This is a genomic window from Peribacillus simplex, from assembly GCF_001542915.1.
In the GTDB taxonomy this organism is placed as follows: Bacteria; Bacillota; Bacilli; order Bacillales; family DSM-1321; genus Peribacillus; species Peribacillus simplex_B.
In genome coordinates, this window is the sequence record NZ_LNNH01000025.1 from 27207 (window position 1) to 42502 (window position 15296).

26 protein-coding genes and 1 pseudogene are annotated in these 15296 nt (G+C 38.0%); 2 read left to right on the forward strand and 25 right to left on the reverse strand.

The genetic code is table 11. The annotated features are described in order from the left end of the window. Window positions 1-208: 208 nt before the first annotated feature. The 21 genes from AS888_RS12955 to AS888_RS13050 form a co-directional block, all read right to left on the reverse strand. Complete coding sequence (locus AS888_RS12955) at window positions 209-403, reverse strand: helix-turn-helix domain-containing protein (protein WP_260320197.1); 195 nt, start codon at window positions 401-403, stop codon at window positions 209-211. 2 nt (window positions 404-405) lie between these two features. Then, window positions 406-858: an ArpU family phage packaging/lysis transcriptional regulator gene (locus tag AS888_RS12960; protein ID WP_061142574.1), complete on the reverse strand. Its 453-nt coding sequence runs from the start codon at window positions 856-858 to the stop codon at window positions 406-408. Between the two features lie 56 nt (window positions 859-914). After that, the gene (locus tag AS888_RS12965) at window positions 915-1448 is read right to left on the reverse strand and encodes a hypothetical protein (protein WP_311316480.1); all 534 of its coding nucleotides are present in this window, start codon (window positions 1446-1448) and stop codon (window positions 915-917) included. A 118-nt stretch (window positions 1449-1566) separates the two neighbouring features. After that, the gene (locus AS888_RS12970) at window positions 1567-1875 is read right to left on the reverse strand and encodes a hypothetical protein (RefSeq protein WP_061142575.1); all 309 of its coding nucleotides are present in this window, start codon (window positions 1873-1875) and stop codon (window positions 1567-1569) included. Between the two features lie 327 nt (window positions 1876-2202). After that, window positions 2203-2364 carry a hypothetical protein gene (locus AS888_RS25745; protein ID WP_155645479.1) on the reverse strand — a complete coding sequence of 54 codons (162 nt, stop codon included), beginning with the start codon at window positions 2362-2364 and terminating at the stop codon, window positions 2203-2205. Continuing rightward, window positions 2364-2891 carry a dUTP diphosphatase gene (locus tag AS888_RS12980; protein WP_061142577.1) on the reverse strand — a complete coding sequence of 176 codons (528 nt, stop codon included), beginning with the start codon at window positions 2889-2891 and terminating at the stop codon, window positions 2364-2366. Before AS888_RS12980 ends, AS888_RS25745 begins: the two co-directional genes overlap by 1 nt. Continuing rightward, window positions 2869-3177: a DUF3310 domain-containing protein gene (locus tag AS888_RS12985; protein ID WP_081092433.1), complete on the reverse strand. Its 309-nt coding sequence runs from the start codon at window positions 3175-3177 to the stop codon at window positions 2869-2871. The genes AS888_RS12980 and AS888_RS12985 overlap by 23 nt, the downstream gene beginning before the upstream one ends. Before the next feature lie 6 nt (window positions 3178-3183). After that, entirely contained in the window at window positions 3184-3306 is a 123-nt protein-coding gene (locus tag AS888_RS25750) for a DUF3983 domain-containing protein (RefSeq protein WP_155645480.1), read from the reverse strand. Then, window positions 3303-3884, reverse strand: a complete 582-nt coding sequence (locus AS888_RS12990) for a RuvC family protein (protein WP_061142578.1) — start codon at window positions 3882-3884, stop codon at window positions 3303-3305. Before AS888_RS12990 ends, AS888_RS25750 begins: the two co-directional genes overlap by 4 nt. A 330-nt stretch (window positions 3885-4214) precedes the next feature. Continuing rightward, the gene (locus AS888_RS13000; RefSeq protein WP_061142580.1) at window positions 4215-4541 is read right to left on the reverse strand and encodes a hypothetical protein; all 327 of its coding nucleotides are present in this window, start codon (window positions 4539-4541) and stop codon (window positions 4215-4217) included. A gap of 18 nt (window positions 4542-4559) precedes the next feature. Beyond that, window positions 4560-5858 (reverse strand): replicative DNA helicase, encoded by a 1299-nt coding sequence (locus tag AS888_RS13005; protein WP_061142581.1) that lies wholly within the window; start codon window positions 5856-5858, stop codon window positions 4560-4562. Continuing rightward, window positions 5839-6609 carry a replication protein gene (locus AS888_RS25090; RefSeq protein WP_081092434.1) on the reverse strand — a complete coding sequence of 257 codons (771 nt, stop codon included), beginning with the start codon at window positions 6607-6609 and terminating at the stop codon, window positions 5839-5841. The genes AS888_RS13005 and AS888_RS25090 overlap by 20 nt, the downstream gene beginning before the upstream one ends. Window positions 6610-6642: 33 nt before the next feature. Continuing rightward, on the reverse strand, window positions 6643-7380 hold the full coding sequence (locus AS888_RS13015; RefSeq protein WP_061142582.1) for an MBL fold metallo-hydrolase: 738 nt from the start codon (window positions 7378-7380) through the stop codon (window positions 6643-6645). A 9-nt stretch (window positions 7381-7389) separates the two neighbouring features. Then, entirely contained in the window at window positions 7390-8331 is a 942-nt protein-coding gene (locus tag AS888_RS13020) for a RecT family recombinase (RefSeq protein WP_155645481.1), read from the reverse strand. After that, a complete protein-coding gene (locus AS888_RS13025; protein WP_061142584.1) occupies window positions 8324-8776 on the reverse strand; it encodes a YopX family protein in 453 nt (150 codons plus the stop codon). Before AS888_RS13025 ends, AS888_RS13020 begins: the two co-directional genes overlap by 8 nt. A gap of 28 nt (window positions 8777-8804) precedes the next feature. Then, complete coding sequence (locus AS888_RS13030; protein WP_061142585.1) at window positions 8805-9026, reverse strand: YqaI family protein; 222 nt, start codon at window positions 9024-9026, stop codon at window positions 8805-8807. Beyond that, window positions 9019-9177, reverse strand: a complete 159-nt coding sequence (locus AS888_RS26155) for a DUF6906 family protein (RefSeq protein ID WP_185113086.1) — start codon at window positions 9175-9177, stop codon at window positions 9019-9021. The genes AS888_RS13030 and AS888_RS26155 overlap by 8 nt, the downstream gene beginning before the upstream one ends. Further along, a complete protein-coding gene (locus AS888_RS13035; RefSeq protein ID WP_260320198.1) occupies window positions 9174-10667 on the reverse strand; it encodes an AAA family ATPase in 1494 nt (497 codons plus the stop codon). Before AS888_RS13035 ends, AS888_RS26155 begins: the two co-directional genes overlap by 4 nt. Window positions 10668-10688: 21 nt before the next feature. Continuing rightward, window positions 10689-10913, reverse strand: a complete 225-nt coding sequence (locus AS888_RS13040) for a hypothetical protein (RefSeq protein ID WP_061142587.1) — start codon at window positions 10911-10913, stop codon at window positions 10689-10691. 97 nt (window positions 10914-11010) lie between these two features. Beyond that, window positions 11011-11193, reverse strand: a complete 183-nt coding sequence (locus AS888_RS13045) for a hypothetical protein (RefSeq protein WP_061142588.1) — start codon at window positions 11191-11193, stop codon at window positions 11011-11013. 120 nt (window positions 11194-11313) lie between these two features. Further along, the gene (locus AS888_RS13050) at window positions 11314-11577 is read right to left on the reverse strand and encodes a hypothetical protein (protein WP_061142589.1); all 264 of its coding nucleotides are present in this window, start codon (window positions 11575-11577) and stop codon (window positions 11314-11316) included. A gap of 278 nt (window positions 11578-11855) precedes the next feature. Between AS888_RS13050 and AS888_RS13055 the strand changes: the two genes are divergently transcribed. Both AS888_RS13055 and AS888_RS13060 read left to right on the forward strand, forming a co-directional pair. Continuing rightward, a complete protein-coding gene (locus tag AS888_RS13055; RefSeq protein WP_061142590.1) occupies window positions 11856-12314 on the forward strand; it encodes a helix-turn-helix domain-containing protein in 459 nt (152 codons plus the stop codon). 246 nt (window positions 12315-12560) lie between these two features. After that, window positions 12561-12830 (forward strand): annotated as a pseudogene (locus AS888_RS13060) (helix-turn-helix domain-containing protein); the annotation flags it as partial. Between the two features lie 176 nt (window positions 12831-13006). Here the strand turns inward: AS888_RS13060 and AS888_RS13065 are convergent. From AS888_RS13065 to AS888_RS13080, 4 genes are read right to left on the reverse strand one after another with little or no spacing between them, the layout of a single operon-like run. Further along, entirely contained in the window at window positions 13007-13591 is a 585-nt protein-coding gene (locus AS888_RS13065) for a hypothetical protein (protein WP_061142592.1), read from the reverse strand. Then, the gene (locus tag AS888_RS13070) at window positions 13557-14750 is read right to left on the reverse strand and encodes an FtsK/SpoIIIE domain-containing protein (RefSeq protein ID WP_061142593.1); all 1194 of its coding nucleotides are present in this window, start codon (window positions 14748-14750) and stop codon (window positions 13557-13559) included. The genes AS888_RS13065 and AS888_RS13070 overlap by 35 nt, the downstream gene beginning before the upstream one ends. After that, window positions 14750-15007 carry a DUF7678 domain-containing protein gene (locus AS888_RS13075; protein WP_061142594.1) on the reverse strand — a complete coding sequence of 86 codons (258 nt, stop codon included), beginning with the start codon at window positions 15005-15007 and terminating at the stop codon, window positions 14750-14752. Before AS888_RS13075 ends, AS888_RS13070 begins: the two co-directional genes overlap by 1 nt. Continuing rightward, on the reverse strand, window positions 15007-15237 hold the full coding sequence (locus AS888_RS13080) for a hypothetical protein (RefSeq protein ID WP_061142595.1): 231 nt from the start codon (window positions 15235-15237) through the stop codon (window positions 15007-15009). The genes AS888_RS13075 and AS888_RS13080 overlap by 1 nt, the downstream gene beginning before the upstream one ends. Between the last annotated feature and the right edge of the window lie 59 nt (window positions 15238-15296).

Below are 15296 nucleotides of genomic sequence, written 5' to 3' on the forward strand. Positions count from 1 at the left end.
ACTATCAACACATTGCTGTGCTTTCTAGTATTATGTTGTTATTTAAAAGCCTTTGTTATAGGGTTTCCAACGATTAGATAATTATCAGAATGTTTTCTAGTTATGTTGAATATTGCTCATTCCTACCAAGTATCCTACCAAAAACCTACCACGTTACTGACTTTTAATTAATGCAATACTATCATGTCAAAATAAAAAGAACAAGGAACTAATTCCCCTGTTCTCCATCTAACCATTTAAAAAAAGTAATTTTAGATACCTTGTATATCCTTCCGATTTTGACTACGTGAAAGGGAGGTTTATTGAATAATTCATAAGTCTGGCTTCGTCCTATCCCTAAAATCTCTTGTACGTGTTTTGGCTCAAGTGCTTCCGGTAGGCTATCCCTGTCTAATGCTGCCATCCTCATCCCTCCCTTCTAGTTATTACGGCTATATTCAGATTGAGCGCGAGCTTATAAAAAGCTTTCCAACGGATTTTTGTATATGTTCCTTCTGAAATGCTTGGTTGAAATTTAAAGCAGTACGTATTGTAATCGGTTAGATAATCCGAATCTTCTTGCATGTATCTTTCTTCAATCAGGAACTTTTCCAACTTAGGGAGGCGGCTTACCGCGCGTTCCAATCGTTCACAGAAGCTTTTTCTGTATGCCTGCTGTTCAGCATTGTAAATCGCAATAGAACCCGTTTGATCTCCAGTCTGATTAGTAGGTCCGTGATATCTTACTTCTGCGCTTGCGGTGATTGATGCTTCTCTTTCTTCAAAAGTTAAGTATTTAAACAATCTATATTTCTCCAGCGTTTCTTCAACAGCTTTCTGGGTTTCTTTTCTGTCTAATTCCGGCAATTCAAAGCTCATCTTCTTCCCCCATTTTCCAAAGAGGTTCCCTGGACTGGAGCCCAGGGCCAAACTAATTATTCTAAAGAATCGTCATCACTAAGGGTAACCTGAGCAAACGGATCATCATTTTCCTCATCTTCGCTTTTGTCAGAGTCATCCTGATTATCAATCTCTTCATCCTGGGCCACATCATCCAAAGTCATCTGATTTGGGGAAACACTCGCGGTACCGTCTTTCTCAATCTTGTATTCGACTCCTTCATGATCATCTTCATCATAGAAATCATCTACAGACATTTGAGACGGCTCCATAAGCAAGGTAACGCTTCTTCCAGCGTGCGGGTAAAGCTTGATTACCTTGTCATCAGAATCACCTTTGATATTAAACTTGAGGGTGGTTTTCTTGGAATCCTTTTGAACAGATACAAATTCAGCATTGAAAGTACCTGCTTTGCTTTCCTCAACATTAAGGATAACGATTGATCCAGCTAAACCGACAAGCTCCTGAGTGTTTGGCAGCTCATTACCTTGAACATGAAACTCCAGCACTTCCTTTTTGTCATCCTTTTGCATTTTCTTAAATAGAACATTCAATGTAGTTTTAGTCATAAATCATTCTCCTTTTAATTTTAATATCATTTTACGCCCCCGTATAGATGTTTTACGAGGTCGTAATAATTTTCACGTACTTTTACCCTCCAAGAAGACAAAACCCTTCTATGGACATTTAAATGCGATTTTTATTGTATTTAAAATGATGAAGCTCTTTCATGGCTGTTTTGTGCTTAGCCTTTAAATCTGTATGAGCCTTTTTAAGTTCCTCATGTGTCTGAACATGCACCGACAACCTGGCCGCCTTGGAATTTGCTACACTGTAATTAGAATTGATTTTCTTAATGGTTTCCTTCTGGCTTTTCACTTTATTCGCCGTTTGGATATACGATCTTTGAATCTCATCCAGCAAAGGTTTTAATCGTTTTGTTGAAACTGTCTTTTGGTTTTCCACAATTCTGCGAAGCTCGGCTAGTTCTTTCATGAGATGGCTCCTTCCCTGTTTATTCGTACTGTTCCTTAACGGTATCTTTTTTGAATATGAAAATATTTGTTTGGAGTTCCGATATATAGACCACCATTATTCCTTTCAAAATAGAAATACGGTTGTCGAATAAACCAGTGAAAATAACACCATTTTCTATTAGGTCTAATGCTAAACCTATGATTCTTGACAACTTTACCCTCATGCCAAAACATTACTTTTTCATGTTGCTTAAAGAATAAAATCTTTTTAGCTAACTTGTAAACTGTGTGTCCTTTATGTTTGTATATATCCATTTCCGTCTCCTTTCTATCGCACCGTTTGTGTCTACACTGCGGCTTTTTGCATCTTAGCGAACCAGCAGCCGTTTGGAAACATGGTAAGTGGATGCAGGAGTTTAAAACCCCTTTTCTCCAAATCCTTTATCGCTTCCTCGGCCTCAACTTTATTGCGCCGCCGGACAACAACCGGCCGGAATTCTCTGGCCATTAATATCCTTCTTCCTGACGTTTCAAGTTGATCGCATTTTTCTTAAAATAAGCAGCTTCGATTTGTTCATAATCCAATCCAAGGAGTATTCCAAGAGTTATCAGATTGGTAAGTAAACCGTTGTATTCTGAAAGGACTGCGTTTTTCCTGGCGTAATGGTAATTAATATTTACTTCGAGATCGCTGATTGAAAGAAAAACCTGGTTGAGCATTTTGGTGATGTTCTTCCTTGCTCTATACGGAATCAATATTTCTTCGACTTTTGCCTCAGATTCAATTCCAAGCTCCAAGGCAAGTTCTAGAGTAAACGAAATGCAATCTGCATACTCTTCAAGAAGTTTAGTTATTCTTGGCGTTCTGTCCTTACTCCAATGCTTCCAAGAGCGTTGTTCATTGGCCAATTCACCCAACTCAACCCGTAATGCTAAAATTAAATTTTGGATAAGATCCTGACCTTCCAAAGCATTAGTCTCGATAATTTTCTTGCGAACCACCTTTTGAGCTTCAAATAATTTTGTTAGATTCATATAACACGACTCCCATCATTAAATCCTTTTCAAGTTCAATTAATTTCTGGAGGTAAAATTCCGCCTTTTCCAAATCCTCTACACCGTTTTTGTCCTGATAACGAGTCACGTATTTCAAAACATTTATCCGATAGAACCCCCTCAATTCATCTTTAGAGAATTGAGCTTCACAGAAACCAATCACATCAATACCGTTCTTGTGATAATGGTCTGGTTTGTTTATAACATCTTCAGCAGTCTGAGGAGTATCACCGGATTTTAATGCCTTTTTCTCTAAATCATCCATGTGGATTCACCCTTTTCTTTCTTCTAGAACACCAGACTGAACAAAGATGTTTCTGAATGCGCGATTCAAGCGATCCTTCTTTCTTTTGGCTAGAGACTTTTTCATCCGACGTTTTTGTTTATCCGTCATACTTTAGCCACCTTCTTTTTCTTTTTAGGCTTGGTAACTGGATTTAAGATGGCATCTATAACTTCATGTTGGTAATTAGGTTTAGCATTAGAAATATTTCCTGACCACCATATTGATTTAGCTATTTCAGCAAGGATATATGCGTCAACCACGTTGTCACTTGCATGCACAAAGCCGAAATGTTCTTCCACCGCCTTCATAACAGCAAGCTTTTTATCTTTACCTACTAGTCTTTTTTTGTGGCCAACCTCTCCAACCCAACCAGTGACATTAACGAACTTTTTAACAGCGTTAGGAGCTGCTTCATAATAACTTAGGTTCCTTCTGAACAAAGCGTTTCTAATACTTCCATGTATCCATCCTGCTTGTGCTGCACGTTGAGTGTCGAACGGGACACCTTCAATGCAGATAACATCACCAGGTAAGACGTGGGCCATGATTTCATCAGTTAAGGTAACAATTCGTTTTGGATCTACTGAACCTAAACCTTTCAATTCTTTCGCTTTCAAAACGATACCGCCCTGGTCCATTGCCACAAAACCAGTTTTAGTTGATGGATCAATTCCAACAAATCTCATGTAACCATCCCTTTCTAATTATCCCGACTCCATGAAATCTGTGGAGCTATTTTTAAATAATGAAGCCTGTACTCATAAAGCTTTTTATTCGGAGCTTTGTAATAAATGAGCGTTTCTTCTAAAATAAGTTGGTAATGGAATGCGCAAAGGGGAACAAGTCCCCACGTTTTTTTGCGGTTTTCAGTGCATTCCGGATACTCACATTTGTGCATTCCGTTTTCTCCTTTCTTGCAATTCTTTAGCTGCTGCATACCTGACTTTTAATCTAATATTGTTATCCATGGCTATTTGATAGAGTTGATGATTAGTAGCCTGATTTAAATTCATATTTTACGACCTCGTAAGTTTTTGGTTAAAAAAAATGTCCTTTAGAAAAATAGGAATCCTTGCATGTAAATCATCGAACCATTGCTGATCACCATAATGTAATGCCAAGTGAATGATTTCGTCGAAGTCTTCTTTCTCTAAGGCTAATTCTTTACATTCGTAAAGTTTATCAAGATCTATCCATAGATGATTTTCCTTGCCTTCAAACTGAGTTCTTATACGACAGTTACCGTTTATCTCAGATATAGTTGTGATAAATCCAATGGAGTTATTTCTATGTGGTATCCTGACCCAGTCACCAATTTCAAATAACAATTCATTTTCGCCCATTGTTTTACCGTCCTCTCACTATTTTTTAATCTGATCAGGTAGCTCTGTGAATTTTTGCTTCCAGTTTAAGAAAAGCAACTTAAACTCATTCACACCTATATCTCGACCCTTAGCAAAAGTTTGGTTAATGATTTTCCCCTGAGAGGTCCTTTCGTTTTCACTCCAAAGGAACTCAACGACATCCGCATCCTGTTCAATGGAACTCGACTCCTTTAAATCCGCTAACACAGGCCTTCTTGGTATTCCACCTTTATCAGAATCCCTGGTCATTTGTGATAGCATCATAAAGCAACAATTTAGTTCCATAGCTATTTGTTTTGCTTGACCTGTGACTCGTCCAATCGCGAGGGCCCTGGTATCACCATTTGTCTGAGGGATATTCATGATTTGCAAATAGTCCACTACGATCATGGCAATCTTTCCGTGCTTCCTCTTAAACTGCTTGGCAGTAGCCTTGATTTCATCGATCGTGACACCGGAGCTATCCTGCATAAAGATGGGCAGGTATTCGAAATTGTCATAAGCCATATCAACAAGCTTTTGCTCTTTTTGATTCAGGTCTTTCATTTTGATTCTTTGGAAAGGGATACCGGTTTCAGCTGATATCATCCGATCTTTTAAAGAATCTCTTTTCATTTCCTGACTCCAAATAAGCACGACACCTTCTTTTTGTTTAGCGACCCCATTTATTCTTTGTAAGGCCAATGCGGTTTTTCCAACCGACGGTCTACCTGCACTAATGAATAGCCAACCTCTCCATATTCCTTGAGCCCACTTGTCATATTCAGAAAATCCTGTCTTGATGAACTCGGCCGGCGTTTTCAAATGCTTGTAATATTCCTCTCTAGATTCTGAAAAACTAAGCATCTTTGCATTATCAACTGGCCTTAATTCGGTCACCAGCTGCTCAACATAGGAAAAGAATTCTTCATCCGTTTCATAATCACTTCTGGACATACCTTCAATGATTTGAGCTGTATTTTTAATCCTGCGTTCCATAGCCTTTGAACGGATCATTTCAGCATAGAATTTAACATTTGCAGTGGTGGGACAAGATGCAGCTAATTCAGATAGATACGGAACACCACCAATTTTTTCGATATTCCCAAATTTAACGTAAGCCTCAGTAACCGTTATAATATCCACAGGTTTTCCACGCTTTTCTAGGAATCTCATTACTTTATAGATTTCTTTATGCTTTGGAATTAGGAAATCCCGTTCTTCCAAAAAAGTAATTTCATCAAGTACATCCGGATCCAGGAAGACTGCACCTAAAACGGATTGTTCCGGAGCCATTTCAGTTCCAGTTGAAATCATTTGGATCTCCACCTCGAGCTACCCACTGTTGAAACTCAATATCTTTATCGCGGGAATCGATTTGTTTTTTAGGCTGGGAAGGTTTCTTTTGACTGGCCATTTGCATTGCTAATTTTGCAAATTGTTTTCTAAAAGTGGAAGCTGATAAAATATTTGTTCTCCAAAAATTATCAGTTACGACCCAATCCATAACGTCTTTGGCAAGACGTTTTTCAATCTTTTCAAGCTCCACCAGCTTCCTAAAATCATCTGCCCATGTTTGCAAATTTGCTCTGGCTATTAAATGCTCAATACCAGCTTCCTTGGCAACATTTTTAACAAGACCATGAAAGTAAACAGCCATTTTGAAATAAGAATCGTCTTCTCCGTACACTTTTTTCATGGCTGCCTTTTTTTGTTTTTCCGGCTTAGGGATAGAAGCTGCAGGAGTCGTCGTTTCTTTAGAATCCCATTCATCGTAGTTTTTGTTCACACTCAATTTCCTCCCCCCTTTTGAATCTTCCACTACTTCAATGATTTTCTTTTTAATGAGTTGGTCCAAAGCGTTTTGCACTTGGCCTTTACTGGCTTCAATTTTTGATGCAATGTACGAAAGAGGCATGGTGTGCGCCGTTCGTCTAAAACCGTAGGTATAGCGCCATACGGCCAAAACAATTCTAAACTGAGTACCATTTAAACTTAGCTTCATGATCTGTTCGAGTAATTCATTAGCAATTCTTGTGTATCCATTTTCAGTTTGTGGATTTGCCATTTAGCTTCATCCGTTCTTTAATATCTTCAAGCGTCAAAACACCTCAATTTCATAATGTGTTCCAGCCTTTAATCCTTTCTTGCTTAGAGCTCTTATGGTCGTTAATTTCGCCAACTCCGTCATGTTGTTGCTACTGGATAAGTGAGTAAGGTAAATTTTTTCTCCAACACCCTTCACAAGCTTAGTAAGGGCCTCGGCTGTTTGTGCATTGCTTAAATGTCCAATGTCGGAAAGAATACGCGCCTTTACGCTGTTTGGATAAATAGAATGTTCTAGCATTGCAGGCTCATGGTTCGACTCTATGATAAAGAAATTGCTATATTTCATAGTCTCTATCATTTCAGAATCTACCTTTCCAGTATCCAAGCAAACAGAAACTTTATCCCCAACGTTATCCACAATCGCATATCCTAAAGGCTGAAAAGCATCATGATGAACTTTAAATGGCGTTACATCAAAACCACTTACTAACATGTTGCCAACAATTTCATGCCACAATTCCTCATTTACTCCCTTAATGCTTTTCCATTCGCCTTTAGAAGCAAAAACAGGTATTTGATATTTATTTGCCAAAGTAATGCCTTTGACGTGATCAGAATGTGCATGTGTTATTAAAATGGCATCTATGGAGTCGGGACGAATCCCGACCTCCAGCAGCCTTTTTTCAATCTTCGTTTTAGCGATTCCTACATCTACTAAGATGGTATTTCCAGAGGACCGGACAGCAATTACGTTGCCGCCTGATCCACTAGCTAAAATATCAACCTTCATCTTTTTACCTCATTCCAATTCATCTTCATCAGAACGTAGAGTATCCTGCATGTCGATATGCATATCCATCAACTCAAGCAATCCAAGAAGCTGCGGCAAGGTAGGTTCTCCTTTAATGTCCCGAGCATTCTTTTCAATGTACTCAGTACGAGCTTTTCCTTTTGGAATACCGAGCCTTTCAAATTTCTTTACCATTTCGGTTTTGGCTTCATCGATGGCATTTAAATCTTCATTCTTTGGCTTACTCGGCTTTTTAGGATTATCGATAACTTCATGGTTAGGAGTAATGTCCTTACGTTCCTGAGGCTTATATTCAGGGACTGCATTTCCTGTTGGCTGCGGAATATCCTCGTCTCCAAACTCTAAGCCGTACTGCTTTTTTAACGCCCGCTGCTGCACATGTTTTCCGAACATATCAGCTGTCCACTTCACCCAGTTATCTTTATTTTGGCCTTTAAACATATGCTCAATTTCAGCACGATCCATAATGACTGTTACCGGACGTTGCCCTTCACGGTAAGATATTGAGTAGGCTCCAATAATTTCACCTCGGGGAAATCCGATTTCATGAGTAACCACTTCAAGTTCTTTGGTTTCGGAATTCTTAGCAACTTTGAATTCATCATTTTCGCAAACCATTTGAGTATCGGGTGGCTGGAACCCTTCTTGTTCCCGGGCCTTTGAAAGGTACGCTTCGGCAGCAAATTGGATGCGGGCTGTATTGCCGTACTTGATGAAAAAGATTTCATTTTTGAATGGATCAAGGCCATAACTTGCAGCCTTATGAGCGAATAAAAGAAATTCTTGATCATTGGCTGTTGGAGCAATTGAATTACGAATGACCTGCAGCACTTCCGGTTTGAATGCTTCATTAATTTCCGGTGTATATTGAACGATTGAATTATTGTTTGCCATGTTTTTAGTTCCTCCTAGTATCTTTTGTTTATCCAATGAGTAATTCTGGATTTTCGTAAATGTTACCTACTACATATAAACTATCGCCGTCAAAATCCACGAAATCATAATCCTCTTTGCTCGGATCATTTACTTCCCTATTTTTCAAAAAGAAATTTGCATAATGTTCATCCCAAGTAACAATGTAATACTCATTACTTACAGGATTGAGAAGAATATCATTTGCGAATATTTCCATTGGTTGTGCTTCTTCCGGAGCATTATCCTTTAACCCGGTTGACAGCATGTATTTAAGATGCTCCAGCTTTTCTACACTTCCATAAATACCTCGATCGCCTTCCGGGGTGCATTCCTCTATATCAATAAGCCTTTCAGCCATAATCCCTGAACCATCAAAGTAAAAATGAATGTCTTCCTCTTCTCCCAGATAATACATTTTGTTTTCAACGTTATCCCATGCCCGGACCCTAATTTCCTTCATCTTCACACACCTCCGTTTCAGTTAAAGTTCAATCAGCAGTCTTAAATTGAAACCCTTTAACCTCAATTAGATAATCTTCCAAACTATCTTCCAGAACCATCTCACCGTTGCTAGGACCAAGTACAACTGAATCCCCTTTAAGGACTTCATTTCCAAAATAATCAGTGCCGAAGTGCTCCGGCTGTGCAACAAGATTTGCATAGCCGGTTTTATTGACTGCAGTAACAATCGGATGTTCTATGTCAGCCATTGGGCAACTCCTTGATTTGACCTGTTAGACGATGGACAATGTGCAATTCTCCTGGGAGGTTCTTTACGACTAACCACTGATTGGTGTCTTTAACCCCTGCCCATTCCATGGCTTTGCGTTGGTTTAAAGTGGGTCTTTTACCTGATTTCATTCAGCATCCACCCCTTCAATTTTTAACTTCTGACCTGCAACAACCCTTGAAACAATCAACTGGCCAACAGGCTGCTTAAAGCTTGTAATCGATTCAGCGTTATCCACAAAAACAGGTGTTATTAGGTCGCTCTGCTGAGAAAGAACATCCCTAAGCTCTAGCCCTGCCCTTATACCTTCTGCTGTTGAAAGCTTGCGATATGGCTTCTTATCAAGCTCGATTTCAAAGGTGTTCTTCAAATCGCCATTCTTTTGTTCTTCAAAGAGACGGACAGATAATGTTTCGAAAAGAGCTTGTACCTTTTCACCCTGCAGTTCAGCTTCTTTGGCTTTGAATGCCTTCACACTATCCAAGATGAAGATGGACTCATTCAGGGATTGGAGTGTTTCGTTTTCATCAGCTTGGGCTTGATTAACCTGATTGTTAAGCTGTTCGTACTGACCATGATTCCTTATTTCTTGGAGCAAAGGATCACGTTGTCGCTCGAGCTCTCTAACCTTTTCAATTTGTTCAGAGACATCAATGTATTCCAGTTTGGAAAGTTCCTCTTCCAGTTCCTTACGTTGAATGACCTGGGCATTGTAATTTTCTTTAAACTTTTTAATCCGGTCCTGCTTTTCCATTTCAGCAGATTCTAAAGATTCATCTTTCAAAGGTTGTTTACATACTCGGCAGGATCCTTGAATTTCTTCATCCTTCAACCTTTGGAAATCTTCTTTCATTTGTTCACGTTCAGATAACATGGAACGGATTCGAGTGTTAAGAGTATTTATTTTCTGATTTGTGTCCCATGCAGAATCCGTAATCTTTTCAATTTCTTTTATCTGTTTAAGTAGCTGGCCTTCTTCGACCTTTAATGAATCAAGTGCAACAGTAGGAGCGATTTGATCCAGCTGTTCTCTCAAAGTTTTTGTTCTGCTCTGGGCAGCAATATATTTTTTATCCATACTTGTTTTATTCTCTGCATGGATTTTTTTGATATCTTCTAAACTATGTTTTTTTAATAGTGCTGATAGGCATTTACTTTGCTCGTCCGGCATATGCTTTAGTACATCTTTATTTACTGGTGATGGAACATACTGTAGAAGCATAGACCGCTGCTTTTCCCAATGCATGGACGGAAAATAATTAGGATTGTAAAGGGAAAGGAACAAATCCTTATCGAAAAGTTTCTCAACCACTTCATTGAATTCCCCAGCTTTAGAAGGAACATCGTTCACATAATAGGTAGTCTTATTTTTCTTAAGGCTGCGCCCAAGCATTAATTCTTTTCCATCAATTTCTAACAAAAGTGAAACCTTAGTTTCATCTGCTTCGTAAGTAATTGGCGTAGGGTCCAATTTGCTTCCAAGTGCATCTGTGCCATAAAATACATATGAGGGGATTTCGCACACTGTGGATTTTCCCTCGGCGTTGTCCCCCGTGATATCCGTTTGCTCGCCAAAGTTAACTGTGATATCACGGTGGGATTTAAAATTAACAAGTGTCATTGATTTAAAGATCACCTGCATTTACATCACCTCACTAACTGGATATTCGTACCTCACACCGACTACAGGTAATTGAATTTCAGTGATTAGTTCGTCCTTTCGATTAAACAATTTAAAAACTCCATCATGTTCGATAATGTCATCCACAGATTGTCCACCAAATTCCTTACCAACCTCGAATTTATAAATAAAAGGATGCGTAGCTTCAGCAACTACCTCAAACGATTTGATTACTTTTTCACCCATTCTATTCAGCTCCTTTTATTGTTGAGATTTTTGACTTCTGACATAAGCGTGATAAATTTCCATGTAACGATCGACATTAGACATTGATAACCATTTCTTAGAATTGATTTTCACCTCTTCTCCCCTCCTCCAATTTTCTTTTGCGTTCACCATAGGCGTGAATGTTTGAAAAGGCAGCTCCACTTTTATTAGGTTTTTCCTCGGAAGGTACGATCGGATGTTTCTTTATATAAGCCAACCGTTCTTCTTCGGTCATATACCAAACAGTTACCTCACTCATTTTTTATTCTCACCTCCTTTAAGTCTCTCATCTGCAAGAAAACTACCAACAACGATACTCAGCAAAACTACCATCATGTAAATTAGGAAAATATCTATCATTCTAGTTTCACCTCCGCATTTACGACCTCGTAAGTTTTTCTTCTAAAAAAAAGAATCTTTCGAACGGCTCACCGAATGCGCTTAAAACTCCTGCAATAAATGCTGGACCTGGTGTATTGTGCCTTGGATCATTGATGGGCAAAGTTGCTTTCCAGAGTTGAGTGCTTGAAACTCCAATAGCTTCTGCAATCTGCTTGTCGGTTCTCAGGTTGTGTTCGATCGCTGCTATCCTAAGTGCTTTAGCATTAAGTCGCAAAGCAGCTCTCTCCAATTTATCTTCCATAACATCACCCCCTTTAAAAAGTTGGTATATTTTCCTGTTGAACTCAATATATACCAAAAATTACGCGCGCGCAATAATTAATTGCGTAAAGTTTTAAAAAAATTACCTACGCGTATATTTTTATTACTTATAGTTTATTGCGTGCTCGTAAAAATTTTGGTATATTTTCTTTATAACAATCAAAAGTCTTACACTTTTGAATGCACATGGTAAAAACATAAAACAATTAACATAGAGAATAAAAATAATAATTTAGAAACAATAATGGAGGACTTGAGATGAATAAAGGTTATGGGGAATTTATAAAGAGAAATAGGATAGCTTCTGGATTTACTAAACAAGTACAATTAGCTGAGAAATCTGGAATAACTGCTGCTACAATTTCTAGAATTGAAAAAGAAATTCAAAAACCTTCTATGGAAACATTAAAAGAATTAGCTCGTTTTTTAACATCCACTTCTTATGTAGAATTAATGGTTGCTTGCGGTTACTGGGATGAAGAAGAATTACTTGAAGATACTTCTTTAACAAAAGAATCCTCCGCTTCATATGTTTTAGAACAAAAAAAGCCATCTCCAGTAGAAGATGACTTTATCGAGAATATTGATCTTTCTGATGATGAATTGTTAAAACAGTTTAATGTTCAAATAGATGGTATGGATCTAACAGAAGATGAAACTAAAGGAATTATTGCTTATATTCGTTCTCTTCGTCTTGTGAATCAGAATAAAGCCTAGTTAGTTCTAACTTAAAATTATTGATGTGGATGCCTAACTTCCTTGCTACTTCCTCTAGATCTACAGGCTCTTTCAAATTTTTATACACTCCTTCCTTTGTCACAATTCGTTAACAAAAACGCGATTAATAGTAACAATTTGTGACTATTATATTATAAAAACCCCTCTACCTTTTATAATGGTCTTATTGATCATATTGGTAAATTATAGAGGGGGGCGAAAAACGTTTTAACAAAGAGACTCCAGGAACTACGGACTAAAAAGAACTTAACTCAAGAACAAGTTGCTAATATTTTGGGGGTCACTCGAACTGCCTATAACATGTATGAGCAAGGAAAACGACAACTTGATTATAATTCTTTAATCCAATTAGCAGAGTACTATAAAGTAAGTTTAGATTACTTATTCCAAAGAACCGATGTTCCTTTTCTTTATGAAGCAATGGAAGAGGATGAGCTTGAGTTTATGTTGCAATCGCTCAGTTTGTATAGAGATATTAAATATAAGTTTAAATGAGAATCACTTTGTCTCCTCTAAAAGGCAAGGTGATTCTTTTTGCCTGATCCGTTCGATACATAAATTATATACGAACAACCGTTCTATTACAAGAACATTCTTAATTAAGAATATTTTATAAATGTAAGTATAGCCCATTAATGGTATTTACGTCATCCGCTAAACATTACCAAAAATCAAGAAATATTAATCTCGGAAAATGTTTTTACCTGGCCATGGATATTCTTTTCTTTAATCCATAGTTCGAATTTTCTTTTTCGCTCTATATTAGTTGTGAAAATGTTAAGGATCGGTGCCGTATTTTTTTTTAGTTCCTGCAGCACTTCTGCATAAGCATCAATCTTTTTTCTATTATCGATCATGCTCCTAGTATTATCTATTTCAATCAAGTGTATATATCCATTACGGTTAAATGCTGCGTCACTTACTATTTTCTTTTTAGCTGGGGAAAGGCCCATGAACTGAATGCCGAATGTAGGGACAGCTTCTTTTGATTCAATTCTAAACTCCGTCTTCCAATCTAACGGGCAGTTAAAGTGTAAATACGCTTCATTGCACAAAAGAGTATGTTCCATAAGAGAATTCCTCTTCACTTCTTTAGAAGATCCAATCAATTCCCTTCCCGCTTTATTTAGATAAATAACTTTTTCTTTACCGAAAAATGTCACATGGATATACGGCTCCAACTGCTTAATTACTCGGCAGGCGTTACGGTAGCTTTTTAAATCATGGATTTGCTGAAGGTGTTTTATTTTCGCCATGCTCATCCGATCTATCGTGGTTAACAGGCTTTCGATTCGTTGCTGCTTGAATGATGTCATTTTCTCTTTCCTCCATTTTTTTTAACATATAAGCATCATCAATATAAGGGACCTGAACAACCCTGTTTTTCTCAATTTTATATATGGCCCGCCCTGGGATACTTGGCAGGTCTTCTGCACCCTTCTCATCTAGAATAACCATGCTTGCGATTTGGGCAGCCGCAATAAATGAGATCCTGGTAACAATGTTCATTTTAACTTGCATAGGAACAGCTTCTTTAGTTGGATATTGAGTGCAATAAATGAGCCGAATCCCTAGTCCACCACCTATTCGAGATATTTCAGAAAGGGCAGCCTGACAGAATTTAGCGTACTTCTTTCCCTCACCAGCAATAATATTTGGGCTTAGTTCTGCTCCTTCATCCACAATGACAAATGTTCGTTTTGTGATAGGAGTATCCACGATATTTGTATATCCCTTCTCTCTAAAAAATTTCTCGCGTTTCTTCAGGTTTTCTACAATTCCGGATAATACCTCAGCTGCTTCGAATACATCACTGGCCACTGATTTGACCTGTGGCAACCCAAGATATTTTCCGAATTCTAAACCCCCTTTTAAATCCAGAAAATAAAATTCTGCATTATTCATCTGATTGATCAGCAAGGAATAGAAGGCTTCTTTAATGAATACTGTTTTTCCGAATCGTGTAACCCCACCAACAAGGATATGAGGGTATTTTTCAAAGTCATGATACAAAGTACCTTTATGGTTCTTACCGATCGGTATCTCCCATTTATTCGGCCTTAAAAGATCATCATCGTATTTCCAACTACTCGGCAGCCCCTGCTCGAATACATTGATTTTTAATACTCCATCAAAATCAACTTCTACATCTTTATTGATTCCATCTTTTAATACTGGGATAAATGCTTCAAATGCTTCTGAGGGAACACCTAAGGGCAACGAGTAGATATAAGTAGTGTAGGTATGGTGGTTGTATTTGCGGATTAGTTTAGGGTGTAAGAAGGTGTCTCCTTTATTGATACCGACTTTTCTATTTTCAAAAATCATTTGTATTTTTTTCTCGTCTGATAACTTTTTCTTTGGGAGTAGAGCAGCACCGAAAGCCATCGCAGGTATTGCTAACCATTCAATCATTAAAAACCACCTCCAAATCGTTTTGTAGAATCTTCGAGAAATTCCACTACATCTTTTACAAATGGTTCATCTTCTCCGAACTCCCAACCCCTATCATAATTAGCTATTCCATCAATGCTCAACTTGCTTACTTTCCCTCCATAAATTCCGTATTTAGACGGTTCATCAAATACTTTTGCCTCGAATTCCAGATCCTCAATCGTGCCTCCAACCCAATTAGAATCGTTGGGGAAATAGTTTAGCTTTATTTTCCTCATTACCAATTCCTCCAATCCTCAATTTCCCCTTCTGTTGTACCGTCATAACAAATGTTGAAGTACTTACGGTTTCCAAAATGCTTGTAATAGGTCTTTTCTTCATCATGGCACATGTACATGTATTGGCTTAAAGTTTGATCTATATCCTCTTTATCGTTGCTCCAATCAGATAGAAACTCCTGTAATGGCTTGAATGCTTTCTTTTTACTACGGTGTATTTTAATATCCAAACCTAAAAACCCCCAATATTAGATTTAGTGATCTTAACAATAGGTACCAATCAAGTTGT